Below are 26,249 nucleotides of genomic sequence, written 5' to 3'. Positions count from 1 at the left end.
GCGACGGCGCTTGAATTCGGCTGTCGCGGAGTCTTTTTCGTTTGCCCGCTTCAGGCGGCACAATGGCCGTCGACACTGCGCGCAGCGGCCGTGCCACGAGCCGCCGAGCACTGGGTCTCCAGGAGAGGGGGATCGGTGGCCTGGCCGTCGTCATCGCCGCTGCGCGAACCCCCGGTCGCCGTACCCGCGCTGTCCCCCGCCGTGGCCAGGCTGGTGCTCGGGGTCTCGGCCGTGCTCCTGGGCTGGGTGGGGTTCCGCTTCATGCCCGCCTCGGCGCCGGGCCTGTCCGGGTGCTGGGCGGTGGACGGCCTGTACCTGGTCGCGCTCGCCCTGGCCGCAGCGGCGCCGACCGGGCGCTCCCGGCCGTCAGCCGCCGGCAACGCCGCGGTCTGCACGGGCGGCTTCCTCGTCGGCGGGCTGCTCTCGGGCACCGCGGGCGGCCAGCTCGTCGCGATGGCCGCCGCAAATCTGGCCGTCGCCGCGGTGGCGGTCTGGGCTCATCAGCTGGGCACCGAACAGCGCTCCTGGGTGCCCCGCGACGCCCCTGAGGCGGTGTGGCTGATGCTCGTCATCGCTCCGGCGGCCGCGGTCGGCGCCCTGCTGGGGGCCTACCCGGGCAGCGGCCTGGGGACGCCGCACTCCGGCGAACAGATCCTGTGGGCGGCGGTGCGCCAGTTCAGCGTCCTGGCGATCACCGTGAACTGCGTTCTCCCGCTGCTGTTTCGGCGCGACCCCAGCGACGGAGATCGCCTGCCCGTCCGAGGGCCCCGCGCCCGCACGGTGCTGGGCCACCTGCCCGGGTACCTGATCGGCGTGGCCGCCTGCCTCACGCTGCCCCACCTCCTCCCGCATCAGCCCCTGTCGTGGCTCTTCATCGCGCTGGCCGCCTGGACCGGGCTGCTGTTCGGCATCCGCGGCACGGCGGTGCTGGCGTTCGCCATCACCATCGCGTTCATCGCCACGGCGTACCGAGACGTCGCGCCCCCCGTTGCGGGCGTCGCCGCGATCAGCCCGCAGCTGCTCGCCGACTTCACCCCGGCCTTCGTCACCCATGTCGCCCTGATGCTCGCGGTCTTCCGGGAGAACCTCGTGGCGCTGCGGGCCGAGGTGGCGGCGCGAGCCGCCGCGGAACAAGATCGCCGGGAGATCCTCGACGGCATCGTCCAGACCCTGTCCCACGGCCTGCTCCTCACCCGACCCGACGGGCGCGTCACCCTGTCCAACCGCGCCGCCGAACACCTGGTTGGCGACGTGCCCGACCGGGTCAGCACCGAATGGATCCGCCAGGTCGAGCTGCAGGCGACGGACGTACGCCGGGTGGTCGCGGCGACCGAGCACCCCTCCTCCGAGCACCGGCCGACCGGGCACCGACGACCGCTCCGGTTGAGCGTCACCAGCCAAGACCTGATCATTGGCGGCCAGCGCCTCAACCTGCTGCTACTGCGCGACGTGACCGCCGCCCACGATCGGCAACAGCAGCTGGAGACCTTCGCCGGGACCGTGGCCCACGACCTGAAGACCCCGCTCTCGGCGCTGACCGGGTGGATGGAAGCCGCCGCCGAGGAGTTCGTCGGGGACGACACCGACACCGGCCTGATGCTGCTGCATCGTGCCCAGGCCGCGGTCTTCCGCATGCAGAAGCTCATCGACGACTACCTCGCGTTCGCGGTCAGCCGGGGCGGGGCGATGACCGTCGTCGACGTGCCCCTGGCGGCGATCGTGAGCGACGTCGTGGCGGGGTACGACGCCCGCGGCCTGGCCGCCGCATCGGGTCCGTACTTCGCGGTCGACGTCCCGCACGTCGTCCGCGCGGACGAGGCCCTCACCCGCCAGCTCGTGGGCAATCTCGTGGGCAACGCGGTGAAGTACGCCCGGCCGGGCCGCCCGGCGCACATCGACATCCGCAGCGCGGAGGTCGAACCGGGCTGGATCGAGGTCGCCGTCGCCGACCGGGGTCGCGGCCTCGACCCCGGCGACGAGGAGCGCATCTTCACCGCGTTCAGCCGCAGCACGAAGGACGCGGCGGACGTCGAGGGGATCGGTCTCGGGCTGTCGCTGTGCCACGCCATCGTCACGCGGCACGGCGGCCGGATCGGCGCGGCGACCAACACCTGGGGCGGCGCGACGTTCCGCTTCACGCTGCCGGCCGGGACCGCGCCGTGATCCCCGCAGGGATCGCCCACCGGTTGAGGCCGCGGTGCCGGGCCGATGCCGTGATCCACCCCGAGCCGCCGCGGCGTCCCGTCAGCGTCACCCTCTTCGCCCTCTGGTTCGTCATGGCCGTCGCCACCGGCACCCAGTCCTACGTGCCCGAGCGGCATCTGAGTGACTCGTGGGCGGCGCCCGCGGTGCTCCTCGGCCTGCTCAGCCTGCTCTGGCCGCGCGACCGCTCGGCGTACCGTCGCTTTGCGAGCGTCGTGCTCGTCGCCGCCGCCGCCTTCGTCGGCGAGACCATGGCGACCGGGCTGCCCCCGGGGGACGCCCTGCGCATCGGGCTGGTGAACGTCGCGGTCCCGCTGGCGGCCTTGGCGGCGTACCACCGCGCCGTCCCCGCCTGGTTTCCCCGCGGCATCCCGCACGTGGTGCTGTACGCGTGCCTGGCCACAGGGGCCGCCGCCGCGATCGTCTACCTCGGCGGCATCCCCGGCGGCGGCCTGGGCGGGACGGGCGAGGCCCGGTACGACGTCGCGTGGATCATCCGGCTCCAGATCAACCTGGTCTTCACGGGGCTGGTCACCTTCGCGATCTGGCATCCGCCGCGCCCCACCTACTGCCGGCTCGAGTACCCGTCGTTCCTGCCGCTGCTCGCGCTGCTGGCCCTGTTCTGCCTGACCATCCCGTATCTCTATCCGCAGTACCCGCTCGCCTGGCTCGTCTGCGTCCCCTGGGTCTGGCTGGGTCTCGTCCTCACTCCGCGGGTGGCCGGCTGGGCCGCGATCGGCATGGTCCTGCTGCCGGCCGCCGTGGCGCGGACCGCGTGGTCACGCCTCGACGAGGCGGCGTGGCTGCCGTCCTCGCTGGTGATGGAGCAGCTGATGACCATCTCAGTGCTGCTCGGCTTCATCATCCTGGCGCTGCGCGAGAGCACCGCGCGGCTCAGCGCCCGCACCGCCGCCGCGGGCGGCGCAGGAGGCGGCCGAGAACGCCCTGCTCGAGACGGTGGTGCGCACCGTGGACGACGGGGTGATCCTGGCCGATCGGCGGGGTCGCATCCTGATCTCCAATCCGGCCGCGCGCCGGCTGCTCGGCCCACCCGCCGCGCCGCCGGGACCGGCAGGAGAGGCCGAGCCGCCCTGGCCCACGGCGTACGGCCTGCGCGCCCTCGACGGCACCGACCTCAGCCAGACCCAACTGACCCGCCTGGTCAACCCCACCCGCGAGCCCGTCCACGTCCGGGTGCGGCGGCCCGCGGGCGAGGGGCGTCGCGACGGGGCGGACCTCGTGTACGCCGTCGCCGCCCAGGCCCTCGGGCACCTCGACCCGCCGCTCACCCTGGTCGTGCTCTGCGATGTCACGGCTGAGGAGCGGCGCACCGCGCAGCTGGAGACCTTCGCCGCCGCCGTGGCCCACGACCTGAAGAACCCGCTCGCGTCGCTGGCGCTGTGGATGGACGTGGCCGAGGACGAGGTGGTCGCGGACGCCGCGCGCGGCCGCGAGGCCCTCGACCGGGCCCGCGAGGTCGGCTGGCGGATGCGCCAGCTCATCGACGACTATCTCGCCTACACGGTCACCCGGGAGGGCACGCTGCGGCCCGCGGTCGTCGACCTCGCCGGGCTGGTCCCGGAGGTGACGTCGATGTACGCCGTGGGCGAGCGGCAGGCCGAGATCGACGTCGACATCGACCTGGCGGCGGTGGTCATGGCCGACCCCGCCCTAGTGCGGCAGGTGCTGGCGAACCTCGTGGCCAACAGCGTGAAGTACGCCCGCCCCGGCGAGCCGCCCCGCATCCGCATCAGCACCGCGGCCGATGCGGCGCCCGGCTGGGTCCGCGTCAGCGTGGCCGACCGGGGGATCGGGATCGACCCGGCGGACCGCGAGCGGGTGTTTGCGCCGTTCGAACGCTCCGCGGAGGGCGCCGCCTCCGGGCGGTCCGGGATCGGCCTGGGGCTGGCCCTGTGCCAGGCGATCGTCACCCGGCACGGCGGCCGGATCAGCGCCGACGGGAACGCCTGGGGCGGCACCACCGTGACGTTCACGCTCCCGGAGGCGCGCGCCGCCGTCGCCTCGTGAGCGGGCCGGGCGTGGCGGGAGCGGCTGCGGGCAACCGGTAATCTGCCTGGGTGGGGACGGATTCGACGCCGGCGCTGGGCAAGCCCGAGGGCATGCGCACCGAGCCCGACGACGCCCTGCGCGCCTGGGTCGCCGCCCTTCGCGCCAGCGAACCGATGGCCGCCCGGATGGGCGCCGCGCGACTGCGGCTCGCCAGCCGGGCGAACGCCAAGGGCGCGGCCCCCGGACCGGAGCTGGCGGTCGTGGAGGACCACGACCTCGGCGACCATTTCACCGCGCGGCTCTACCGGCCCCAGCTGAGCACCCTGCCCGTCGTGGTCTACGCCCACGGCGGCGGCTTCGTCATGGGCGACCTCGACACGCACGACCGGCTGGCCCGCCGGTTGGCTTACCACGCCCAGGTCACCGTGCTCTCCGTGGACTATCGGCGGGCCCCCGAATACCGGGCCCCCGCCGCCGTCGAGGACGTGGTCCGCGCCTGCCAGTGGGCCGACGCGACGCTCGGTCTGCTCGGCGGCGACGAACGCGCCGGCGTCGGCCTCGCGGGCGACTCCGCCGGTGGCCTGCTCGCCGCGGCCGCCGCCGTCCGGCTGCGCGACGCCGCCCGGCAGGGCCTGGCCGAGCCCGCCGGCCACCTGCTGCTGATGACGCCCAACACCGACCTCACACTGACGTCGGCCAGCGTCGCCGAGAAGGGCCGCGGCTGGGGCCTGGAGCGGGACGACCTGCAGTGGTACGTCGAGCAATGGGTCCCCGCCCGGGCCGACCGGTTCGACCCGTGGGTCTGCCCGGCGTACGCGTCCCTCGACGGGATGCCCCCCGCCTTCGTCGTCACGGCGGAGCACGATCCCCTGCGCGACGACGGCCTCTGGTTCGCGGCGCGGCTGCGCGCCGCCGGGGTGCCCTGCGAGCACCTGCATTACGAGGACCTGGTGCACGGCTTCTTCCAGCTGGACCAGGTCTCCCCCGCGCTCGCGGACGCCGGGGACGGGGCGCTGCGCCGGTACGGCGAGTTCGTGCGGCACCTGTTCGCCCTCGACGAGGACTAGGACGGGGCGGCGATGGTTCGCGCGGGCTCTGCGCCGCTGCGCACGGCAGGCGCCCACACCACCCCGGCAAGTTATCCCCAGGACGACCGCTCACGACCAGGCCTTTAGGTGCCATGGCACCCTTTGCGCAGGTCACGAACGGTCACGCCACACCACCCCGGCAAGTTATCCCCAGGACGACCGCTCACGACCAGGCCTTTAGGTGCCCTGGCACCCTTTGCGCAGGTCACGAACGGTCCATCGGGAACCGCCGCATGCGACTGGACCAGAGGGCCGGCTCGCGCCGTGAGCGAGCCGGCGTCGATCGCATCTCGCGCCCGCGTCGGGCGACACATTGCTTGACTCGTGGGTAACATAGGGGTCACGAGGGTGACCACGCCGAGTACGGCAACCGGTGGCCCGAACGCATCAGCACGACGACCCTCAAAGCGGCGGGGTCGTTCCCGGTGGTCGGAGGGGGCGGACATGCAACCCACGGACGTCCCCGGACCCCGGCGGCCCCGGTGGGCCACCACCCGAAAGGCCACCGCGCCGAACAAGGCCGCCGCAGCCCTCGAGGCCGCGGCCGCGGAGCCTGCCGCTCCGGCGGCGCCGAGTCGTCGCGCGTCGGTTGGCGACCACGGGGCCGTGCCGGTAGGAGGGGCCGGCTCGGAAGGCGAGCCGGCGCACGACGTACTGCCGTCCGCGGCAAGGCAACCCGCGGCCGCGCAACCCGCGGCGACGCAGCCCGCGCCGGCTTCCGTCGCGGACGTCGCGAAGGCCGAACCGGTCGCCCGGCTGTCGAAGGCCCTCGACCAGGCGGCGACCGACCTCTCCGACGCGTTGGCGCGGTGCGCGGAGCTGCACGGGCAGTTCATCCGGCAGGCGGAGCGGCGCCGGGGGTGGGGACACATCGAGGAGACGCTGGCGGACGAGCTGCGGCACCGCCGGCTCAAGGTCATGCTCATGACCGTCGACGCCATGCCCGACCTGATGCGGGCCGAGGCCGCCCAGGCGGCCGCCCGGTTCCCGGAGGTCGACGTGAGCGGCCACCGGCTGCCGCTCGTCCCCAGCGGCGACAACCCCGAGGTGGTCGCCGACTGGTGGCACGACCTGAGCAACCCGGACCGGGCCGTCGTGATCGAGCGGCTCAGCCACTGGTGCGGCCGCACCGACGGCATCCCCGCCGAGGTGCGGCACCGTGCGAACATGGCGATCCTCGCCGAGGAGATCCACGCCCGCGCCGCCGGCATCCAGGACGAGATGGCCGCGGCGGCCGCGCCCGACTCGGGCCCGCTGCCCGCGGACGCCATGAGCGAGTCGGTCGAGGATCGGGAGCGGCGCGACCTGCGCGGGCTCCTCAAGCTGCGGGCGCTGCTCAGCCCGCCCGAAGAGGACCTCGGCGTGCCCGACTCGGTGGTGCCGGCCGAGTCGCTCGCCGCCCTCGACGAGATCACGACGCCGCTGCACCAGCGCGGCCTCTACCTGCTCGACGCGCGCGCCTACCCGCTGCGTACGGCGGTGGTCCTCGGCGACCTACCGCTGGCCCACACGGTGATCCTGCACGTCCCCGGCACGACGACCACCGTCGACCTGCGCCTCTACCGAGAGGCCACCTGGATGTCGGCGCTGCGGGAGGAGGCGGGCCGCATCGCTGGGGCCGCCCTGGGCGGCACCGACGGCGTGGCGGTCGTCGACTGGATCGGCTACCAGGCGCCGTACGACGTCGCCGCCCGACGCGCCCTCGGCGAGAGCGGGATTCGCTGGATCGTGCCGGGTGAGGCGGTCGACGACCGGTACGCGCGCGAGGCCGCGCCGCTGCTGGTGCAGTGCGCTAAGGGGCTGCGCGCGCTGGTCGGGCCGCACGTCCGGCTGGTGGCCTCCGGACACAGCTACGGCGCCTCCGTGCTCGGGCTGGCCATGCAGGAGACCGACGTGTTCGACGCCGCGATCATCACCGGCTGCCCGGGGCTGTTCACCGACACCGTGGACAAGCTGCTGCTGCCGGAGGGCAAGCTGTACGCCGCGGTCGCCACCGGCGACATCGTGACGCGGCTGCAGATCTTCGGGCCGGACGTGGCCAAGATGCCGGGCGTCAAGCTGCTGGGGGCGGTGCCGCATCTGGCGTCGTACCCCGACGGTGGCCGGACCTGGACCCGGCTCAACATGGGCCACGAGTCGTACTACGACCGGGGATCCTCGCTGCTCAACGACCTCGCGGCCGCCGCCGTCGGGGAGGACCCCCCGAGCCGCTGGCCGGCCTGGGCGACCTGAGCCGATTCCCGGTCACCATGGTGACGGTCTCCGCAACCATGGTGCCGGTTTCTGCCCCTCGGAGGGCGGTCGTGGTAACGGGCCCCGCAACCGTGGTTGCGAGGGGTCAGGTCGCCAGCATGTCCCGCATCCGGCGGATGTCCAGCATCAGTGCCGCCGTCAGGTCCGTGTTGACCGAGAACAGGCTCTGGAAGTCGACCCCCTCGTACCGGTCCAGCACCCGCGGCTCCACGGTCGTCAGCACCAGGTCCTCGGCCTGCCGCGCGGAGGCGGTCGCCAGCGTACGCCGCAGGTCCTCGGACAGCACCCCGCCCGGCCGTTCCCCTCGGGCGACGACCTCGGCGGCGTACTTCTCCGCCTTGGCCGCCGTGTCCACGTCCTCGGTGGTCAGCATCACCGCGGTCCGCCCCAGCAGCGCCACCCCGCGCTCCAGGTCGCCGTCCCCCAGGTCCGCGATGGCCTGGGCGAGCAGCGGCCGGTCGCCGCGCTGCGCCTCGTCAGCGAGGAGGCCGAGCTGTACGCCGAGCAGGCGCTCCTTCGTCCGCGACGGCGCGGAGTCCCGGCCCAGCGCCGGCACCAGGCCGTCCCCGGTCGGCGACGCCGAGCCCATCGCGTCGAGCATCTCCCGGCCGGTGTCCTCGGCCGAGTGGATCGTGTCGCGCAGCGGCATCGCCTTGATGCCGAGCGTCAGCACGAGCGCCACGGCGGCCAGCGGCAGGGCGGCCAGGAAGACGTCGTGCAGGGAGTCGGCGAGCCCACGACGTACGGCCTCTGCCACCACCGGCGGCAGCTTCGCGAGCGCGCCCGGATCGAGCACCGAACCGGCGTTGACCGAGCCCGGCTTCATCTGCGCGGCGACCTGCGGCGGCAGGTGGGTGGCGATCGCGCCGGGCATCCGCGTGGTCATGATCGTGCCGAAGACGGCGATGCCGACCGTCGAGCCCACGTTGCGGAAGAACTGGACGGCGGCGGTGCCGACGCCCATGTCGGCGCGCATCAGGTTGTTCTGCACGACGAGCGTGAACACCTGCATGCACGCGCCGAGCCCGACGCCGACGACGGCCATGGCGAGGGTCAGCTGGGTCTGGGTGGAGTCGTACCCCATCCGGGTCAGCAGGGAGTAGCCCACGCCCATGACGACGACGCCGAGGACGCACAGCTCCTTGTAGCGGCCGGTCCGGGTGATGATCATGCCGCCGAGGATGCCGACCACCACGAGCGCCACCATGAGCGGCATGAGGATGAGGCCCGAGTTGGTGGCGCTGACGCCGAGGACGCCCTGCGCGTAGACGGGGATGTAGATGATCGCCCCGAACATCATCATCGAGATGAAGAACGACGCCAGCACGGACAGCGTGAAGGTCCGGTTGCGGAACAGCCGCAGCGGCAGGACCGGCTCCTCGGCGCGGCGCTCGATGAACACGAAGGCGACGAGGAAGAGCGTGCCCACGACGTACGACGTGATGACCTCGACCGAGCCCCACGCCCAGGTGGACCCGCCGAAGCTCGTGGCCAGCAGGGTGAGCACGAGGCCGACGGTCAGGGTGCAGATGCCGGCCACGTCGATCTTGGCCTCGCGGCGCGGCTGGTCGAGCTTGAGGAAGGCGCCGATGACGAACAGCGCGACGATCCCGAACGGGATCGAGACGAGGAAGAGGTAGCGCCAGCCCCAGGTGTCGGTGATCCAGCCACCCGCGAGCGGCCCCGCGACCGAGGTCAGGCCGAACACCGAGCCCATCAGGCCCTGGTACTTGCCACGCTGCCGCGGCGGGATGATGTCGCCGATGATCGTCTGCGACAGCGGCATCAGCGTGCCCATGCCGAGGCCCTGGATGGCCCGGGCGGCGACGAGCATGCCGAAGTTCTGCGCCTGCCAGGCCACCAGCGAGCCCACCATGAACGTCACGAGGCCGCCGAGATAAAACGCGCGCCGCCCGTACAGGTCCGACAGCTTCCCCACGATCGGCACGGTGACCGCGGAGACGAGCATCGCGGCCACGGCGATCCAGCTGTAGTGGTCCATGCCGCCCAGCTCGGCGACGATCCGCGGCATGGCCGGCCCGACGATGGTCTGGCTGACCGAGGCCACGAACATGCCGATCATTAGGCCGATGAACACCCGGCGGTGCTCAGGGCTCAACCGGTACGGCGCGTCGGCGGCGCCGACCTCGGTCGGGGTGGTCTCGGGCGCGGCGGCGCTCACGGGGTCCTCCTGCAACGAAATTCGGTACGGCGGGCGCGGTGGCGCACCCGATCAGGGTACGGAGAAATTTGCAGTCGCTGCAACTTTGCAGTGCCTGCAGTTATTCCGGCACACTGGGGGCGCGTGACGACGACCAGACCCGGAGAGGAGGCGCCGTGAGCGACGAGGGCCTGCGGGAACGCAAGAAGCGCGAGACCCGGCGCCGCATCCACCTGGAGGCGCTCCGGCTGGCCGTGGCTCGGGGCGTCGAGGCGGTCACGGTCGACGACATCGCCGCGGCGGCCGAGGTTTCGCCGCGGACGTTCTTCAACTACTTCCCCACCAAGGAGGCCGCGCTGGTCGGCGCCCCGCCCGACCTCGCCGATCGGTTGGCCGACGCGTTCGATGACCGGCCGGCCGACGAGCCGCCGCCCGCGGCCCTGCGGGCGGTCCTCACCGAGCACCTGGTCGCGACCGCGGCCGAGCCCGAGCTGCGCCGGCACACCAAGCGCCTCATGGTCCAGCACCCGGAGCTGGCTGTGGCGATGGCCGGCGTGAGCCGCAACCTGCAGGAGTCGCTCACCGCGTCGGTGGCGCGGCGGGTCGGCGTCGACCCCGACGTCGACCCCTACCCCCGCCTCGTCGTCGCTGTCGCCCTGGCCGCCGTCGGCACCGCCCTCGCGCAGCGCCGGTCCCGCCACGCCACGACCAGCGACGACATGCGGGCCGACCTCGACACCGTCTTCGAGCTGCTCGAAGCGGGACTGCCCCAGCCCGTGCTGGGATAGGTCGATGGACCCGTACGACGTACCCACCGCGCCCGACGCGCTGCGCACCGAGCTGATGGCCCGGGAGCGGCTGCTGCACTTCCCGGGGCCGGGGACGTCGCGCGAGCAGTTCGAGTCTGGCGTCGTCGCCGGGTACTGGGAGGTCGGCGCCTCGGGCGGTAGCTTCGACGTGGACGTGATCTGGGACGTCGTACGGCGTCGCGCAGCCGGCGACCCGAGCGCCTACGGCGACCTGGGCACCGACCCGCCGTGGGCCACCGCCGAGGAGGAGCTGCGCGAGCTGGGCCCGGGCGTATACCTGCTCACCTACCTGCTCATCCAGGGCGAACGGCGGACCCGGCGCGCGACGATCTGGCGGCGAGGCGAGACAGCGGGCAATCCCGATTCGAGCGCCCTTCCGAGCGAGGCAGTCGGCGGCGCGTGGGTCTCGGCGTACCACCAGGGCACGGTCGTCACCGGCCGCTGGTGACGCGGCGCGGCCCCGTGCGGTGACTGGGGGTCAGGCCGGGTCGGCCGCCAGCACCGCGGCGACCAGCGCCGGTAGCGCGCGCCCGGCGGTCTCCCGCCAGACGTGGTCGACGCCCCAGGACAGCGCGGTGTCGTTGGGGTTGATCTCAACGACGGGTACGCCGTGGCCGCGCGCGATGTCGGGCAGGGCGCCGGCCGGTTGGACGATGCCCGACGTGCCGACGACCAGGCACAGGTCCGCCGCCAGCAGGGCGTCGAGCGCCGTGTCGAAGGCCCCCGCGGGGAGGCGCTCCCCGAACAGGACGATGTCGTGGCGCACGTTGCCGCCGCAGTCCGGGCACGCGGGCGGGTCGATCCGCTCGGGCATCGCCTCCCCCTCCTCCAGGGGCGTCACCTCGAGGTCGTAGCCGGCGTCGCAGTCGTGGCAGGAGAACGTGAAGAGGTTGCCGTGCAGGTGGGCGAGCACCTCCGAGCCCGCCCGTTCGTGCAGGTCGTCGACGTTCTGGGTGATCACGTCGACCCGGACCCGCCGCGCCCAGTCCGCGAGGGCGGCATGGCCGGCGTGCGGCTGCACCGCCCGCACCAGGCGGGCGAGCCACCAGTGCCAGCCCCAGACCAGGTCGGGGTCCTCTTCCCACGCCTCGCGGGTCACGAGGGAGTCCGCGTCGAACTTCTCCCACAGTCCCGTGTGGGCGTCCCGGAACGTCGGCACCCCGCTCTCGTCCGACATGCCCGCCCCGGAGAGGACGACGACCCGCCGGGCGCTCCGAGCCAGCGCCAGGATGTCCTCCGGGACGGCGATTGCGTCGGCTCCAGCGCTCTGGTCGGCAGTCATGGGCCCATCCTCGCGCACCCGCGGCGCGGTCGGCTCGGCGCGTCCTCTCGCCACGACGTCTGCTGGCGCACAAGGCGATTCAGCGGGCGTGTGGCCGCGCGACCGGCCCCGCGCGGCTAACCGAACCGGGGCGGCGGCCGATAGGAACCCCGAGGACGGCGACTGAGAGCGAACGGCATCCGGGCCCCGACAGTCGCCGGGAGGGACACATGACTTCGCGCGCCGACGAGCCGTACCTGGGCGAGACCCGCGCCGAGCGCCGCCGCCGGCTGCAGGCCGAGCAGTGGCACGGCGCGCAGCCACCGGCCGCCGCGCCCGAGCCGTGGGCGCAGGCGCTGACCGGCCCGTACGATCCCCGACCGTACGGCGTCCGCGCGTACCCCGACATCGAGGACGCCGTCCTCGCGGAGTACGTCGAGGAACCGCCCGCCCCGACGCCTGATCGGGCGCAGCCCGAGCCGATGCCCGCATCTGAGTCGGTGGCCACCCCGGCCGCGCCCGACGTACCGACCCTTCCGTTCCCCGACGCCGACGACGCGCTTCCCGCGGACCCGGACCCGGGACCGACGACGTCCGAGCCGCCGGTTCCGGCCGGGTCGCCAGGCGCGGACTCCGCCGACGCGCCTCGCCCGGATCGTCGCGACCCCGGTCCCGGCGGCGAGTCGGGCCCGTCGCGGCACGTGGCGCATCGCGCGTACGGCGGGGCGCCACAGACCGACGATCCCCCGGTGGCGCCTTTCGGCGCTGCCGGCGGGGCCGCCCCCACGCCGGCGCTGCCGAGCACACCGACCCCGGGGGACGCTCCGGCCCCGGCAGGCGCTCCGATCGCGGCGCGCATCCCCGCGACGCCGGACGCCCCGGACTCTTCGACCGGCGCGAAGTCGACGACCGGCGCGGCCTCGATGACCAGCGCGGCCTCGGCAGCCTCTGCGACCGGAGCGAAGCCGGCGGACCCGCCGCTCGCCGAACTTGTCGACGACGAAGACCCCGCCGCGGCCGCGGCCCGGTTGCAGCTGCTTGCCGCGCAGGCGGCGGCGGAACGCCTCGCGCGCCCCCGCAAGGCGATCGGCCAGAGCGCCGCGTCTCCGGCGACCCGGGCCGACCGCGAGCGGCGGGCGGCCGAGAAGATCGCCGCGGACAAGGTCGCCGCGGCGCGCCTGGCGGCGGTCCGCGCCGCCGCCGAGCAGCGGGAATCCAGCGCGGTTCGGGCGGCGCGCCTGGCGGCCCAGACCAACCGCGGGCCGCTCGGAACCGACGCCACCTCGTCGCTGGCGGCCGCCCCCGCAACCTCACCGCGCACTCCGCCAGCGGCGCCGGCTGTCCCGTCCGTGCCCTCCTCGGCATCCCCAACGTCCTCAACATCCACGCCGTCCTCCAGGAAGGCGCCCCCCGGCGCGGCGGGCCGCCCGCAGCACGACGGGCGGGCGTCCCACCCCAAGCAGCCGCGCAAGGTGACGCCGCGCTGGGCCAAGGTGGCCTACGCCGGAGGCGCGCTCGCGGTCGTGGCGGGAGGCCTCGCGCTCACGGTCCCCACGGTGGGCGCCCTGCTGACCCAGGCGCCGCCCGCCCCGGCCACGACCCCCACCGCTGCCGCCTCGAGCAGCGCCGCCAGCCCGACCACGAGCGGCACGGCCGCCGCGTCCGAAACGCCGGGTGCAACCGGACCGTCGGCCGCCTCCGCCGCCATGGCCTGCGATCCCGCGCAGTGGACGGACCAGGTCACCGGCGAGGCGCCCGAAGTGTTCACCGCCTCAGGCGTCGCCCAGGCTTATTGCCTCACCGGCGGCACCGTCCGGGATATCGGCTTCACGGACCTGGCCGCCAAGAAGACCGGCTACACCACGAACGACTTCGCGTTCGTGGCGCCGTACCTCTCCCCCGCCCTCAAGACCCAGTGGGACAAGGACGTGGCGGAGCTCGTGAAGTCGCAGGACATCGCCGGCGCCAGCGGCCGACGCATCTCCGCGCTGACGACCCTCGCGTGGGGCGACCGCGACGGGCTGAAGTTCGACCCCGCGGCCTCGGCTCGCGCGACGGACTTCGCCGTCGGCAAGCCGGTCACCTGGGTCGTGAAGGGCAGCGACGGGGTCAATCGCCTCGGCATGGGGTTCGAGACCGGGCTGATCACCCACATGGTCGACGGCGCCGGGCGCAGGCAGGACCGGATCCTCAAGCGCACATACAAGCTGCTGCTCGTCAAGGGCGACGCCGAGCACCCGTGGCTGATCGACGCCTACGAGATCGGTCAGTCGATGGCCGGGCTCAGCACCACCACGGTCGCGCCCACGGCGACCGGCTCGGCGCCCGCCACGCCGACCAGCCGCGCCACCCGCTGACCCCGTTCAGCCAATCGCAACACCCGGCTCGACCGACCGTTCGTGACCTGCGCTTTGGGTGCCATGGCACCTAACGTGCAGGTCACGAACGGTCACTCGGTGTGCAGGGCTGGGCTTCGACGCGCCGGGCCGGGCTTCGGTGCGAGTACACCGGGTATGGGGCCGGGCCGGCGTCACGCGCGACGATCAATACCTCCGCTGCCGGCCCGAAACCGGCGGATGCCCGGCACGGGTAGGGGTACGGAACGGTGCGGCGTCACGCGCGACGATCAATACCTCCGCTGCCGGCCCGAAGCCGGCGGATGCGCGGGTTATTGGTCGTCGCGGGTGACGGGCGACGGGCGACGGGTGACGGGCGGGAATCGCAGCCAGCCGCTCGCTCTTCGCCGGCCAGCCCGGGTCAGCCGTGGCGCGGCAGCGTCTCGCGCGCTGGGAGCCAGGCGACTAGCGCCGCGCAGGTCAGGACGCCGGTGAGGGCGAACGCCCAGCCGAAACCCCAGGAATCCGCGATGCGCCCCGCGAGGATCGGGCCGACGATCGCGCCGGCGTCCTGGGCCATCTGGTACGCCGCCACCACCTTCCCGCCGGACCGCTCGTTGCCGACGACGTCGGCGACCGCGGCCTGCTGCGCGGGGTTGAGGACTCCCGCCCCCAACCCGGCCACCAGCGAAACCGCCACGAGCACGGCCGGGTGCGGGAAGAAGCCCATGGCAGAGGTCGCCAACCCGTTGACGAGCAACCCCCCTATCAGGAACGGTTTGCGCCCCACCTCGTCCACGGCCCGCCCGGCCAGGGTGAGCGCCAGCCCGTTTCCCACCGCAAACACCGTCAGCGCGATGCCGGCCCAGGCGATGCCCAGCCCGGGGGTGACGGCCGCGAACAGCGGCAACAGCGCGACCCGGACGCCGAAGTTGGCCCAGCCGTTGGCGAATCCGGACACGAGCAAGGCCCGGTACGCCCCGTCCCCCATCGCCTCCCCTAGCGTCATCACCGGCAGCGGCGTGCTCCCGGGCGCCGGCCGCAACGACGTACCCGACAGGAACGCCGCCACCACGCCCGCCGCGGCCAACAGCGTGACCATGTAGATGACGAACGGCGTCCGGTAGCCGAGCCCAAGCATCAGGCTCCCGAGCACCGGCCCGAGGATGCTGCCGACGAGGAAGCCGGCGCCGTACAGGCTGGCCACCCGCCCGCGCAGCGTCGGCGGCGCGAGCCGCACGAGCAGCGCCACGCCCGAGACCGTGAACATCGTGGAGCCGATGCCGCCGAGCCCGCGGTAGAGCAGCAGGTGCCAGTAGTCGTTGGCGAGCGCGCACGCCCCGGTCGACAGAGCGACCACGACGAGGCCGGTCATGTAGATCGCGCGCTCCCCGAAGCGCCCGATCAGCGCCCCGCCGGCCGGCGCGAACACCAGGCGCATCAGCGCGAAAACGCTCACGATCGCGGCCGCCGCCTGCATGCCGACGTCGAAACTGCGCGCGTACGCCGGGAGCACGGGCGACACGAACCCGAACCCAATGGCGACGCAGAACGCGGCGGCGACCAGCACCCACACCTCGCGGGGCAGCCGCGCCCGCGCGGTCGCGGGCGGGGCTGCCCCGGCGGGCGCGGGCGGGGCTACCCCGGCGGTCGCGGCGGCAGGCTGATCGAGCTGATCCGGCAGTTCGGGCCGATCGGGAAGGTTGGGACGTTCGGGCTGCGTGGTCGGCATGGCGTGCCCAGTATCCCCGACGGACGGCCGGCCCCTCGTGAGGCCCCGGCACCCGCCGCGACCTGCCCGATCCCGCGCGACCGCGCGCGCCCACTCGGGCCGTTTCGCGAAAAAGCTTCAGTGGCAACCAAGTCCGTCGATGAGGCAGGTGTCAGTCCGCCATGCCGTCGTCCCCCCCCGGAGGCAGCACCATGAGAATTCCGCCGTCGCAGAACGTCCCCGCGACGTCCGTCGGGTCCGCCAGCAGCTCCTCGCGGGTGCAGCTCGTCCCGCTGTCGGGCACGCGGCCCGAGGAGGCCCCGGAGCGTTCCCAGCGCGCCGCCGCCACCGCCGCGACCCGCGCCGACAAGGCGAATCGCTTCTCGGTGCTCAACGACTACCGCTATCTCACGGACTCCGACAAGCACATGCTCGGCGAGGTGACCGGCGAGAAGATCGAGCCGGGCTTCACGGACCGGCCGGGTTCCGCGAGCGCGTTCGCGCTGCAGCTCGCCCTGGACCGGCGCACCGGCAACCTGGCCCCGCACCAGGAGGTCACGAGCGTCTACCTGCGCAACGCGGCTGCCGAGCTGCAGCAGCAGAACGCGGGCCGCGCCGGCTACCGCAACCCCTATTCGGGCGAGTTCATGGTCAAGGCGGTGTCCTGGCTGGACGCGCACGGCCGCTCGCGCGCCGACATCCGCATGTAGCGAAGGGCGCCCCGCCTAGGCTGAGAGCGTGCTCCAGCCGTACGCGCCGATGGCCGACCCGCTCGCCACCATGGCGGACGGGACCGTCAAGCAGGTCAACCCGTTCTCCGGCACCGAGGTCTGGACCGTCCCGGGCCGCGGCCACCGCCCGCTCGGCGTACCGCACCCCGACCCGCGGCCCCTCGACGCGACCCATCACGGCCGGTACTGCGCCTTCTGCGAGTGCCGCTACCTGGAGACGCCCCCCGAGAAGGCCCGACTGGTCCGGGAGGGCGGCGGGTACGGCGGGGCGGACAGCGAGCATTGGCGGATCCTGCGGCGGATCGACGCCGAGGACATCGGGGCCACCGTGGCCGAGTTCCGGCGCATCCCGAACCTCTTCGAGATCGTCTCCTACGACTACTGGCACCAGAACTACGGCTACACCATGCCGCCCGAGGCCGACGAGCACCGCCGCCGCTACCTGGCCTCGCCCGCCGGTCGCGAGCACGTCCTGCGCGTCGCGCACCAGCGCTGGTCGGCCGCCGGCCACACCGACGCCGAGTGGGCGGCCCGCAGCCAGGACGAGAAGCTGGCCGAGTGCGCCGGCTTCTTCGGGGGCGGCCACGACGTGATCGTCGCCAGGCGGCACTACGTCAGCGGCGCCACCACCGACGATCAGCTGGCCAGCTCGGGCACCCTGAGCCCCGCCGAGCACGCGGCGTACACGTCCTTCACGATCACCGCGCTGCGGGACCTGTACGACGCGAATCGCTACGCCCGTTACGTCGCCGTCTTCCAGAACTGGCTCAAGCCCGCCGGCGCCAGCTTCGACCACCTGCACAAGCAGCTCGTGGCCATCGACGAACGCGGCGTGCAGACCGAGCTGGAGCTGCAGCGCCTCCGCGTGAACCACAACCTCTACAACGAGATGGCCGTCGACTACGCGGGCTACCACAACCTCGTCGTGGCCGAGAACGAGCACGCGGTGGCCTTCGCCGGGTTCGGGCACCGCTACCCCACCCTGGAGATTTACTCGACCTCGCCGCGCTGCCGACCCTGGGAGCACACCGCCGCGGAGCAGCGCGGGATGTCCGACCTCATCCACGCCTGCCACGCCGCGACCGGCCCGGAGATCCCGTGCAACGAGGAGTGGCACTACCAGCCGCCGGACCAGGACCTGCCGATGCCCTGGCGGGTGGGGCTGAAGTGGCGGGTCTCGACCCTGGCCGGGTTCGAGGGCGGCACGAAGATCTACCTCAACACGATCGACCCGTGGAACCTGCGCGACCGCGTCGTCCCGGCGCTGCAGCGGCTGCGCGGCGAGGGCCGGATCGCGGACTCGATCCGGATCGCCACCGAGTGCGCCTGCCGGCCCAACTCGCTGCGCTACAACCCCGCGCTCCAGACGTCCCCGGCGGACCCGTCGTGAGCGACGGCGGGTTTGGGCACCGTCCAGGCCAGCATTAACGACCGTTCACCGTACGCCGTCCGGGATGCCGCGACGGCGCGGTCGGACCTCTGGCATCGTGACCCTCGTGACGCTGCCTGCCGACCTGCCCGAACTCGACGCCAGCACGCCGGCGTACTACACGCCGCTGGGCAACGAGGTCTACATGCCGACCCTGCACACGCAGGGCGCCTGGAACGCCCACGAGCAGCACATGGCCCCGGTGGCCGGCCTGCTCGCGCACGTCATGGAGTCCCACGACCCGCGCCCTGACCTGCAGCTGTCCCGGGTGACGTACGAGATTCTCGGCCTCATCCCCGCCGCGCCCTCGGCCATCACGGTGCGGACGATCCGGCCCGGCCGCACGATTGAGCTGGTCGAGGCCACCATGACCATCCTGGGACGCGACGTCGTGCGGGCCACCGGGTGGCGGCTGTCGCGCCAGGACACCGCGGAGGTGGCCGGCGGCTTCTGGGACGGGCTCCCGGCGCCCGACACCCTCGAGCCCTGGCCCGGGTCGGACACCTGGGACGGCGGGTACATCGCCTCGCTGGACTTCCGCACCGTGGCCGGCAACCAGCCGGGCAGCGGCATGGCCTGGATCAGCACCGACAAGGCGCTGGTGGCAGGCGAGGAGACCAGCCCCGTCGCGGGCTTCATCACGCTGGTCGACACGGCCAATGGCATTGCGACGCGCGCGCATCCGGCCGAATGGATGTTCCCGAACCTGGACCTCACGATCCACCTGTTCCGCAATCCCACGCCCGGCTGGGTCGGCTTCGACACCGAGGTCATCTTCGGGGAGACCGGGGTGGGGCTGACGTCCTCCAAGCTGTACGACGAGCGGGGCGCCGTCGGTCGATCCGAGCAGATCCTGACCGTTCGTGAGGTCCCCGTCCGGACGGCCTGAATCGGACATATCCGGCGCCGCGCGAGCCCCCGTGAGCTGCCTTCACATCGCTCATTAAGTTCCGGGTTTCGTAAGTTGACCTCAAATCCCTTGTGAACACAGGGCGATTGAAGATTAAATCCTTAACACTTTACGATGCCTTGACTAACCTTGCAGACCCTTGGGTGGACAGTGCGTGACAGACGTCCGACTATGGACACACGGCCTGGGGAAACCCTCCGTGAACAAGATCGTCACCGCATCGAGCGGCGCTTGCAGCGGTGACATTGGGGAAAACAGAAAACGTCCGGCCCTCGTTGGGGAACGAGCGAACGGACTCTGGGGAAGCACGGCCCGCGGCGCATCTGGGGAGAGGCGCGACGGGCACAGGGGAAAGCGCAGGCCGACGGATCGGCCAGTCGCAAGGCCACGAAGGCGCGGCCCACCGGATGGGGATCCGGTGGGCCGCGCCTCGTGGCATTTCCGGCCCCTTTAGGCCTCTGACCAGCACCGACTTGTATCCCAGATGAGCCCCGGACGGTTGTCCGGGACGCGCGTTCAGGCTACCGTGGAGTAGTCGGATGCGGCGGCGCAGGCATCCCGATCGAGGGCCACGGCCCCGGTCGGCCCGGATGGGGATTCGGGAAACGCCGGCGGCCACGATTCCCGCGGGGGATATCGACATCGATGCTTGGGGGAAAAGCATGTCCGCCATCACGGGGAATGGCCTTGACGTTTCACGCGACGCATTCGTCGCGCCCGCTCCGGCGTACGGACGCGGGGCTACTCACCGGCTGACCTGACCGCCGCAGCGGCAGCGCATTCGCCGGCCCGCCCGGTGCGCGAATCGCCGCCCGGTCTTTTCAATCCCAGCTCGGCTCTAGCGCCCTCGCGCCATCGCGGGGGAAGCCCGGTCGAATGCCCGCAGTCGCGGCATCCGGCCCTCACCGATCTTCACGCCCACGCCCCGTGGGCCTCGTCCCGTCATGCCGCCGGGGGCCCCGCCCTGCCCGGATGCGGCCGGAGGGATCGGCTCGCCACTCGCCCCGGAAACCTCCGGGCGGATCCAGGAGTACTCGCATGAAACGCAGCATCTCGCGCCTGCTCGGCGCGACCGCGGTGGTCACCGTCACCGGGCTGGCCGCCGCCCCGCTCGCCCTCGCGGCGGCTGGGCCCGGCGCGGCCACAGCCACCGGCTGGACCCTCGGCGTCCAGACCTCGCCGTTCAGCAGCAGCGGCACGGCGGCCACCGCCAACAGCGCCACCAACCCCGTCACCGACGCGGGCATCGGCAAGATCGGGCTCACCGGCAGCGGCCGCGCCAACATCTCGACGGGGCTGCAGTACGTCGAGGCGCAGTCGTACGCCGACTCGCCGTACCACACCCGCGCCTACGTCAAACTGGCCGCGCCGGTGACGGGAACGACCCGGGCTCAGACGTATTCGGCCAGCTCCAGCGTGCTGCGCGTGCAGTGCCTGAGCGACGCCAAGGGCACCCCGAGCGGGTCGGTGCAGATCGACGCCTCCGTGCCCGCCGGCATCGGCAACATGCCGGCGCCCGGCACCACCGTCTACTACACCGGCGGCAAGCCCTTCGGCACCACGGCGCCCACCGACAAGTGGGAGATCAAGGTCGTCTGGAACGAGCAGACCACCCTCGCCAACGGCCAGCTGCAGGTCATCGGCATGCACACCTACTACAACGTGCCGAAGAAGCTGCTCTCCGAGGCCATCACCGGCGACGTCGCGCTCGGCATCGTGACCTGCGGCAAGGTCACCAACGCCCCCGACCCCGAGCCGATCCCGGTCGCCGGCCCCAAGCTCGCGGGGGGCGCCGCGGCGCTCGCGCTGGCCGGCGGTACGGCGTTCCTCGTGACCCGCCGCCGCCCGGGCAACCAGGAGCAGGTGCGCTGATGTACGCGGGTGGTCTTCCCAGCTCCACGCCGACCCTGACCGGCGGCGCGACCGTCGCGGCCGGCGGCGCGACCCTGCTGCCCGTCACGGGGTCCGGGGTCATCGTGCTCGCGCTGCTCGGCGCCGTGCTGCTCGGCGCGGGCCTGCTCATGCTGAGCATCGTGAAGCGGCGCCACGGCGGCTGAGAGGCCATCGCCGGCCGGGCGCCACCACCGCCCGGCCGGCAGCCCGCACCCACGGCGTACCGTTCGCCCCTGCCGAACCGCCGATTTACGCAGACATTTACAGCATTCGTTCCCTCAGACTCGCCGCCCCTCCGGCATCGCACCCATCACCGGAAGGCCGCCCGTGTCCGCTCTCGCCTAACCTGCAGGCCCTCGCGTTCGTCCTACTCACCTCGTTCCTGCTGTACGTCGTGCTCATGCTCGTGCCCTTCCTGCGGCACCGCCCGGGCCCGACCGGCGACGCGACGGCGTACGACTGGCACTTCTTCGTCCCCTGCCGCAACGAACAGGCCGTCATCGGCGCCTCCCTGGCCCGGCTGCGCGAGTCCTTCCCACAGGCGCACGTCTGGGTCATCGACGACGCCAGCGACGACGACACCGCGGCCATCGTCGCGGCCGCCGCCGCTGCGGACGGGAACGTCCACCTGGTACGCCGTACGCTCCCCGAGGCCCAGACCGGCAAGGGCGACGCGCTCAACGCGGCGTACCGTGCCCTCTCGGCGTGGCTGACGCAGCGGCCCACGCCGGTGGATCACGGCCGCGTCGTCGTCGGCGTCGTCGACGCCGAAGGGGTGCTGGCGCCGGACGCGCTCGGCTACGCGGCGGGCGTCTTCGCCGACCCCGCCGTAGGCGCCGCCCAGTGCCAGGTGCAGATGTTCGCCGCGCCCGACGGGACCAGCCGGTTCGGGCGGATCCTGCGCGACTTCCAGGACGCCGAGTTCCGCACGACGATCGCCGCGATGCAGGTCCTGCGCGGCTACACCCTCTCGGTGGGCCTCGGCGGCAACGGCCAGTTCAGCCGGCTCGCCGCGCTCGACGCGATCGGCGCCACCGGCGCCGGGGCGGGTGGCCAGCCCTGGCACGGCTCGCTGCTGGAGGACTACGAACTCAGCCTGCACCTCATGCTCGCCGGCTGGCAGACCCGCTACCTGCACGAGGCCGTCGTCAGCCAGGAGGCCGTGATCACGCTGCGCGCCCTGATCCGGCAGCGCACCCGGTGGTGCCAGCGCGGCATGCAGTGCGTGCGCTACCTGCGCGAGGTCGCCGTCAGCCCGCACATCACGCCGGCCGCAACGCTGGAGATGGCGTACTTCCTCTCGACCCCCTTCCAGGAACTCGTCGGCATGGTCGTCTGGCCGCTGGTCGCGGTGGGCGTCGTGGCCCTCGGGATCGCCGGCAGCCCCGACCTGCTCACGTTCGCCACCAACGCCGCCTGGGTGCTGCCGCTCGTGCTGCTCACCGGGATCGCGCCGTTCGCGTCCTGGGGGGTCATCTACGGCCGCCAGCGCGGGTTCGGGCCGGCGCGCTGCGTGGCGCACGGGCTGGGCTACTGGCTGTATTCGTACCTGCCGCAGATCTACGTCGTCTCCTCCGTCTACCGGCTGGCCAAGGGCCGCACCGGCTGGGAGAAGACCGCCCGCCTCGCCGACGCCCAACCGGGCGTTCCCGGGGCCGGTGTCGGTGCCGAGCTTCCGGCGTCGGCCCCCGCGCCGTCCCCGGTCGAGACCGCCGCGCCGCGGCTGGCCCTGCGCCCCGCCGGAGGGCCACGCACCGCCCACGTCACCACCGCGACCGCGACCGGCCGCGCCGCCAAATCTGCCGACCCTGCCAACGCTGCCCACCTCGCCCTGACGCGAGCCCACCGATGAGCACCACCCGCCGCGCGCTGCGCCTGACCGGCGCCGCCGCCCTGCTGGCGGTCGCCGCCACCCTGCTGGTGTGCTGGTCGCGCCTCGTCCCGACCGAGACGAGCTGGACCGCCGCCGCGTTGCGCCCGTTGTTCGGCGCGGGCACCGGGGCGGCCGAGGACGTCGTCTGGACCGGCATCGGCACCGACGCGATGCTCGGCATGCGGCTGACGACCCTCTGCTCGACGATCGTCCTGCTCGTCCCGCTCGGCGCACTCGGCGCGGCCCTCCTGCTGTGGCTGCGCCGCAGCCCCGGCTGGCGCATCGGGGTGGGGGTCGGCTTCGCGCTGGCCGTGGCCGCCGCGGCCAACCAGCTGCGGCTCGCCCTCCTCGTCGTGCTGTGGCGCTGGCACGGCCAGCAGGGCTTCGACCTGGGCCACCGCTACCTCGGATCCCTGGAGGTCATCATCCTCTTCGGGCTGTCGATGTATCTGATGGTGCGGATCGCCACCGGCGGACGCCGTACCGTCCAGACCCGCAGCCAGGAGGCGACCGCATGACCCGCGACCAGCGGCCGCACGTGATGCTCGTGTACGGCACCCGGCCCGAGGCCATCAAGACCGCGCCGCTCGTGCTGGGGCTGCGCGCCCGCGGCGCCGTCCGGGTGAGCGTCTGCGTCACCGGGCAACACCGCGAGATGTTGCAGCAGGTCAACGACGTGTTCGGCATCGTCCCCGAGCACGACCTGGAGCTCTTCGAACCCGGTCAGGGCATCGAGTCCATCGTCGCCAAAACCCTGCTGCGGCTCACGCCGCTGCTCGCCGCGGGCAACCCGGACCGTCCCGACGCGGTGGTTGTCCACGGCGACACGTCCACGGCCAACGCGGCGGCGCAGGCGGCGTTCTATGCCGGCGTACCGGTCGTGCACCTCGAGGCCGGCCTGCGCACCGACGACCTGGCCTCGCCGTTCCCGGAGGAGGCCAACCGGCAGCTCATCGGGCGGCTGGCCACGCTGCACCTGGCGCCGACGGCCCGCAACCGCGCGGCGCTGCGCGCCGAGAACGTGCCCGCCGAGCGGATCGTCGTCACCGGCAACACCGTGATCGACGCGCTGACCCAGGTGGTGGCGCAGCTCCGCGAGGACGCTGCCGCGGCGGGTGCGGGGGGCGCGGCGTCGGAGGAGGGCGCGGGACCCGACGTACGGCGTCGCGTGCTCGTCACCCTGCACCGCCGCGAGAACCTCGGCGAGCGCATGGTCGGCATCGCGCGGGCGCTGCGCCGGGTGGCCCTGGAGAGCCCGGACGTCACGTTCGTGGTGCCGCTGCACCTCAACCCCGCCGTCCGCCGTGCGGTGCTGCCCGAGTTCGCGGGCGTGCCGACGATCGAGGTCCACGACCCGTTGGACCTGACGTTCGTGGGCGAGCTCGCGCGGTGCGCCATCGTCGTCACCGACTCGGGCGGCCTGCAGGAGGAGGGGCCCGGGCTGGGCAAGCCGGTGCTCGTCGCGCGGGACACGACCGAGCGGCCGGAGGCGGTCGAGGCGGGTACGGCGCGGCTGGTGGGCACGTCCGAGGAGAACGTGTACGCCGAGCTGCGGCGCCTGCTCGATGACCCTGCGGCGTACGAGGCGATGGCGACCGCGGTCAACCCGTACGGCGACGGGGCCGCGGTCCCGCGCTGCGCCGCCGCCATCGAGGCCATGCTCGGGGTCGGGGTCCGCGCGCGGAGTTCCGGTATCGTGCGCCGGCGGCGGCAGCTGCCCACGGAGTTGCGCCGGTGCACCCGGCGGCCCTTCCCGCCCCGTTGCGCAGGGCGGGCTGACCGCTCGCGAGCTGCCCCGACCGTTGCCGCTCCGCAGGGGCGGGTGGGGCAATAGGCTGCAGGAATGGACCTCAGCTTCCGACTCATCAACGTGTTTGCCGAGAGCAACGACCCCTTCTCCGGCAACGCGGTCGCCATCTTCGACAACGCCCCCGATGTGAGCGATGAGGACATGGCGTCCATCGCCCAGCAGCTCACGATGGAGACGGTCTTCGTCCGCAGCATCGACGGGCAGAGCGCGGACATCCGCCACGTCGGTTCGCACCCGCAGGCGCGGCTCGCGGGTAGCCCGGCGCTGGGCGCGGCGCACGTGATCGACGAGATTCTCGGCCACCCGCGCCAGGAGCTACGGCTCAGCGGCGGGCCGGACGCCGGGACGCTGACAATCCTGCCGTACGGCAAGGACAACTGGCGGATCCAGGCCCGCGCCGGTGAGGCCCGCAAGCTCAAGTCGAGCCCGCAGATCCTCGCCTCGCTGGTGGGGCTGCAGATGAACGCGATCAGCGACGAGGTCATGGTCATCGACTCGGGCCGCTCCGGGGTCGTCCTGCCCGTGAACAGCGTCGCGGACGTCGACAAGACGCACCTCGACGCGCGGATGCTGCACAGCTACGCGATGCTGCTGAACTGCGAGCCGCAGGTCTATGTGTGGGCGCGCAAGGACGACGACACGATCGTCTCCCGCATGTTCTTCGGGCCCGGCGGCGGCGTCTTGGAGGTCGCGGCCACCGGTTCCGGCGCGGCCAACCTCGGGCACTGGCTGTCCTCGCACGGCGAGACCGGCAAGTGGCGGATCTACCAGGGCGCCGCGGTCGGCCGCCCCTCGGTGCTCGACCTGGAGGTTCAGGACGGTGACGTGGTCTTCGTCGGCGGGCACGTCAACCAGATCGCCACGGGGACGATGACGATATAGCGACGCACACCCCGCTCCACGCCAAGGCCCCGTTCCGGTTGCTGGATTCACCGGGACGGGGCCTTCGCACGCCTGGACCGTCGCGGCGGCGGCCGGCTACGGCCCGGCCGCGGCCAGGATCGTCGGCAGAGCGGCCAGGGCCAGCGCCACAAGGATGAGAGCCGTGTCCCAGCGGGTCCACGGGGCGGGTTCGGCCCAGGTACGCCGCCGCCCGGTCCGCACCGGCGCCGAATAGCCCCGTGCCTCCATCGCGACGGTCATCCGCCCGGCCTGCCGGATCGCCTCGACCAGCAGCGCGAACGTCAGCCGGGCGTAGTGCCCGAACTGCGCCACCGGCGAGCGCGTGGGCCCGAGCCCGCGGGCCCGGCGGGACCGCTGTAGCGTGTCCCAGTCCTCGCCGAAGGCATCGACCCGCTGCAGCGCCGCCACCGCGGCGAGCACCGGACGCGCCGGCAGGCGCAGCCGCTGGCCGAGATGATCCCCCAGCGCGGCCGGATCGACGAACGAGGCCAGGACCAGTCCCGGAACCACGAAATAAGCGACCCGCACCCCGGCCACCACTGCGGCGTCGATCGACCGCGGCACCGCCAGCAGCCAGTTCGACCAGGCGACCGAGGCAAACGCCAGGAGCCCGGGCAGCAGCCGCCACCAGGGGAACGGCGTCCGCCCGACCAGCAGCACCAGCACCGCGATCTCGGCGCCGAACGCGATCAGCGCCGGCCGCAGCCCGGAGAGGGCTAGGCCGCCCACCACCAGCAGGAACGAGGCCCCCAGCAGAGCCAGCGGCCCGCAGCGCGCGAGCATCCCGATCGGGCCCCACCCGCCGCCACTCACGCCGGTCACGCCACGCTCGTCGCTCGTGCCGGTCGCCCGGTCCACGCCGGTCGCCC

The 26,249-nt window shown here is 73.2% G+C and carries 20 protein-coding genes; 16 read left to right on the top strand and 4 right to left on the bottom strand.

What is annotated here, in order from left to right:
• Nucleotides 1-135 precede the first annotated feature (135 nt).
• From IPK37_09185 to IPK37_09170, 4 genes are all read left to right on the top strand, one after another.
• Entirely contained in the window at nucleotides 136-2,163 is a 2,028-nt protein-coding gene (locus tag IPK37_09185; protein QQS02451.1) for a HAMP domain-containing histidine kinase, read from the top strand.
• A 996-nt stretch (nucleotides 2,164-3,159) separates the two neighbouring features.
• A complete protein-coding gene (locus IPK37_09180) occupies nucleotides 3,160-4,230 on the top strand; it encodes a PAS domain-containing sensor histidine kinase (protein QQS02450.1) in 1,071 nt (356 codons plus the stop codon).
• A 92-nt stretch (nucleotides 4,231-4,322) separates the two neighbouring features.
• Complete coding sequence (locus IPK37_09175; protein QQS02778.1) at nucleotides 4,323-5,279, top strand: alpha/beta hydrolase; 957 nt, start codon at nucleotides 4,323-4,325, stop codon at nucleotides 5,277-5,279.
• Between the two features lie 627 nt (nucleotides 5,280-5,906).
• Nucleotides 5,907-7,532, top strand: a complete 1,626-nt coding sequence (locus IPK37_09170) for a hypothetical protein (GenBank protein ID QQS02449.1) — start codon at nucleotides 5,907-5,909, stop codon at nucleotides 7,530-7,532.
• A 106-nt stretch (nucleotides 7,533-7,638) separates the two neighbouring features.
• On the opposite strand, the gene IPK37_09165 is transcribed toward IPK37_09170, so the two are convergent.
• Nucleotides 7,639-9,636 carry an MFS transporter gene (locus tag IPK37_09165; protein QQS02777.1) on the bottom strand — a complete coding sequence of 666 codons (1,998 nt, stop codon included), beginning with the start codon at nucleotides 9,634-9,636 and terminating at the stop codon, nucleotides 7,639-7,641.
• Between the two features lie 254 nt (nucleotides 9,637-9,890).
• Here IPK37_09165 and IPK37_09160 point away from each other — a divergent pair, with 254 nt between their 5' ends.
• Nucleotides 9,891-10,502 carry a TetR family transcriptional regulator gene (locus IPK37_09160; protein ID QQS02448.1) on the top strand — a complete coding sequence of 204 codons (612 nt, stop codon included), beginning with the start codon at nucleotides 9,891-9,893 and terminating at the stop codon, nucleotides 10,500-10,502.
• A gap of 4 nt (nucleotides 10,503-10,506) precedes the next feature.
• Entirely contained in the window at nucleotides 10,507-10,971 is a 465-nt protein-coding gene (locus IPK37_09155) for a DUF4440 domain-containing protein (GenBank protein QQS02447.1), read from the top strand.
• A 30-nt stretch (nucleotides 10,972-11,001) separates the two neighbouring features.
• On the opposite strand, the gene IPK37_09150 is transcribed toward IPK37_09155, so the two are convergent.
• Nucleotides 11,002-11,805: an NAD-dependent protein deacylase gene (locus IPK37_09150; protein QQS02446.1), complete on the bottom strand. Its 804-nt coding sequence runs from the start codon at nucleotides 11,803-11,805 to the stop codon at nucleotides 11,002-11,004.
• 209 nt (nucleotides 11,806-12,014) lie between these two features.
• On the opposite strand from IPK37_09150, the gene IPK37_09145 reads away from it, so the two are divergent.
• Complete coding sequence (locus IPK37_09145; protein ID QQS02445.1) at nucleotides 12,015-14,141, top strand: hypothetical protein; 2,127 nt, start codon at nucleotides 12,015-12,017, stop codon at nucleotides 14,139-14,141.
• A 400-nt stretch (nucleotides 14,142-14,541) separates the two neighbouring features.
• On the opposite strand, the gene IPK37_09140 is transcribed toward IPK37_09145, so the two are convergent.
• Nucleotides 14,542-15,852, bottom strand: coding sequence for an MFS transporter (locus IPK37_09140; GenBank protein QQS02444.1), 1,311 nt, complete (start codon nucleotides 15,850-15,852; stop codon nucleotides 14,542-14,544).
• Between the two features lie 191 nt (nucleotides 15,853-16,043).
• On the opposite strand from IPK37_09140, the gene IPK37_09135 reads away from it, so the two are divergent.
• The 9 genes from IPK37_09135 (at nucleotide 16,044) to IPK37_09095 (ending at nucleotide 25,359) form a co-directional block, all read left to right on the top strand.
• Complete coding sequence (locus tag IPK37_09135; protein ID QQS02443.1) at nucleotides 16,044-16,541, top strand: hypothetical protein; 498 nt, start codon at nucleotides 16,044-16,046, stop codon at nucleotides 16,539-16,541.
• Between the two features lie 70 nt (nucleotides 16,542-16,611).
• Nucleotides 16,612-17,952 (top strand): DUF4921 family protein, encoded by a 1,341-nt coding sequence (locus tag IPK37_09130; protein ID QQS02776.1) that lies wholly within the window; start codon nucleotides 16,612-16,614, stop codon nucleotides 17,950-17,952.
• Nucleotides 17,953-18,016: 64 nt separating this feature from the next.
• A complete protein-coding gene (locus tag IPK37_09125; GenBank protein QQS02442.1) occupies nucleotides 18,017-18,880 on the top strand; it encodes a thioesterase family protein in 864 nt (287 codons plus the stop codon).
• 1,059 nt (nucleotides 18,881-19,939) lie between these two features.
• Nucleotides 19,940-20,773 (top strand): hypothetical protein, encoded by an 834-nt coding sequence (locus IPK37_09120; protein QQS02441.1) that lies wholly within the window; start codon nucleotides 19,940-19,942, stop codon nucleotides 20,771-20,773.
• Nucleotides 20,773-20,958, top strand: a complete 186-nt coding sequence (locus IPK37_09115; protein QQS02440.1) for an LPXTG cell wall anchor domain-containing protein — start codon at nucleotides 20,773-20,775, stop codon at nucleotides 20,956-20,958. The genes IPK37_09120 and IPK37_09115 overlap by 1 nt, the downstream gene beginning before the upstream one ends.
• A 236-nt stretch (nucleotides 20,959-21,194) precedes the next feature.
• On the top strand, nucleotides 21,195-22,646 hold the full coding sequence (locus IPK37_09110; GenBank protein ID QQS02439.1) for a glycosyltransferase: 1,452 nt from the start codon (nucleotides 21,195-21,197) through the stop codon (nucleotides 22,644-22,646).
• On the top strand, nucleotides 22,643-23,185 hold the full coding sequence (locus tag IPK37_09105) for an archaeosortase/exosortase family protein (protein ID QQS02438.1): 543 nt from the start codon (nucleotides 22,643-22,645) through the stop codon (nucleotides 23,183-23,185). The genes IPK37_09110 and IPK37_09105 overlap by 4 nt, the downstream gene beginning before the upstream one ends.
• Nucleotides 23,182-24,501 carry a UDP-N-acetylglucosamine 2-epimerase (non-hydrolyzing) gene (wecB, locus tag IPK37_09100; GenBank protein QQS02437.1) on the top strand — a complete coding sequence of 440 codons (1,320 nt, stop codon included), beginning with the start codon at nucleotides 23,182-23,184 and terminating at the stop codon, nucleotides 24,499-24,501. Before IPK37_09105 ends, wecB begins: the two co-directional genes overlap by 4 nt.
• A 9-nt stretch (nucleotides 24,502-24,510) precedes the next feature.
• Entirely contained in the window at nucleotides 24,511-25,359 is an 849-nt protein-coding gene (locus IPK37_09095) for a PhzF family phenazine biosynthesis protein (GenBank protein ID QQS02436.1), read from the top strand.
• Nucleotides 25,360-25,455: 96 nt separating this feature from the next.
• Here IPK37_09095 and IPK37_09090 read toward each other — a convergent pair whose 3' ends face one another.
• Nucleotides 25,456-26,163, bottom strand: a complete 708-nt coding sequence (locus tag IPK37_09090) for an energy-coupling factor transporter transmembrane protein EcfT (GenBank protein QQS02775.1) — start codon at nucleotides 26,161-26,163, stop codon at nucleotides 25,456-25,458.
• Nucleotides 26,164-26,249: the final 86 nt, after the last annotated feature.

The sequence above is a fragment of the Austwickia sp. genome (assembly GCA_016699675.1).
Classification (GTDB): Bacteria; Actinomycetota; Actinomycetes; order Actinomycetales; family Dermatophilaceae; genus Austwickia.
The sequence above is the reverse complement of the archived record's forward strand: the minus strand, read 5'-3'. Positions and strand labels throughout refer to the sequence as shown.

Coding starts and splice junctions, on each gene's coding strand:
- IPK37_09175 (QQS02778.1), top strand. CDS start 4,323: ATGCGCACCGAGCCCGACGACGCCCTGCGCGCCTGGGTCGCCGCCCTT.
- IPK37_09165 (QQS02777.1), bottom strand. CDS start 9,636: ATGATCGGCATGTTCGTGGCCTCGGTCAGCCAGACCATCGTCGGGCCG.
- IPK37_09155 (QQS02447.1), top strand. CDS start 10,507: ATGGACCCGTACGACGTACCCACCGCGCCCGACGCGCTGCGCACCGAG.
- IPK37_09150 (QQS02446.1), bottom strand. CDS start 11,805: ATGACTGCCGACCAGAGCGCTGGAGCCGACGCAATCGCCGTCCCGGAG.
- IPK37_09145 (QQS02445.1), top strand. CDS start 12,015: ATGACTTCGCGCGCCGACGAGCCGTACCTGGGCGAGACCCGCGCCGAG.
- IPK37_09140 (QQS02444.1), bottom strand. CDS start 15,852: ATGCCGACCACGCAGCCCGAACGTCCCAACCTTCCCGATCGGCCCGAA.
- IPK37_09135 (QQS02443.1), top strand. CDS start 16,044: ATGAGAATTCCGCCGTCGCAGAACGTCCCCGCGACGTCCGTCGGGTCC.
- IPK37_09130 (QQS02776.1), top strand. CDS start 16,612: ATGGCGGACGGGACCGTCAAGCAGGTCAACCCGTTCTCCGGCACCGAG.
- IPK37_09125 (QQS02442.1), top strand. CDS start 18,017: ATGCCGCGACGGCGCGGTCGGACCTCTGGCATCGTGACCCTCGTGACG.
- IPK37_09120 (QQS02441.1), top strand. CDS start 19,940: ATGAAACGCAGCATCTCGCGCCTGCTCGGCGCGACCGCGGTGGTCACC.
- IPK37_09115 (QQS02440.1), top strand. CDS start 20,773: ATGTACGCGGGTGGTCTTCCCAGCTCCACGCCGACCCTGACCGGCGGC.
- IPK37_09110 (QQS02439.1), top strand. CDS start 21,195: ATGCTCGTGCCCTTCCTGCGGCACCGCCCGGGCCCGACCGGCGACGCG.
- IPK37_09105 (QQS02438.1), top strand. CDS start 22,643: ATGAGCACCACCCGCCGCGCGCTGCGCCTGACCGGCGCCGCCGCCCTG.
- wecB (QQS02437.1), top strand. CDS start 23,182: ATGACCCGCGACCAGCGGCCGCACGTGATGCTCGTGTACGGCACCCGG.
- IPK37_09095 (QQS02436.1), top strand. CDS start 24,511: ATGGACCTCAGCTTCCGACTCATCAACGTGTTTGCCGAGAGCAACGAC.
- IPK37_09090 (QQS02775.1), bottom strand. CDS start 26,163: ATGCTCGCGCGCTGCGGGCCGCTGGCTCTGCTGGGGGCCTCGTTCCTG.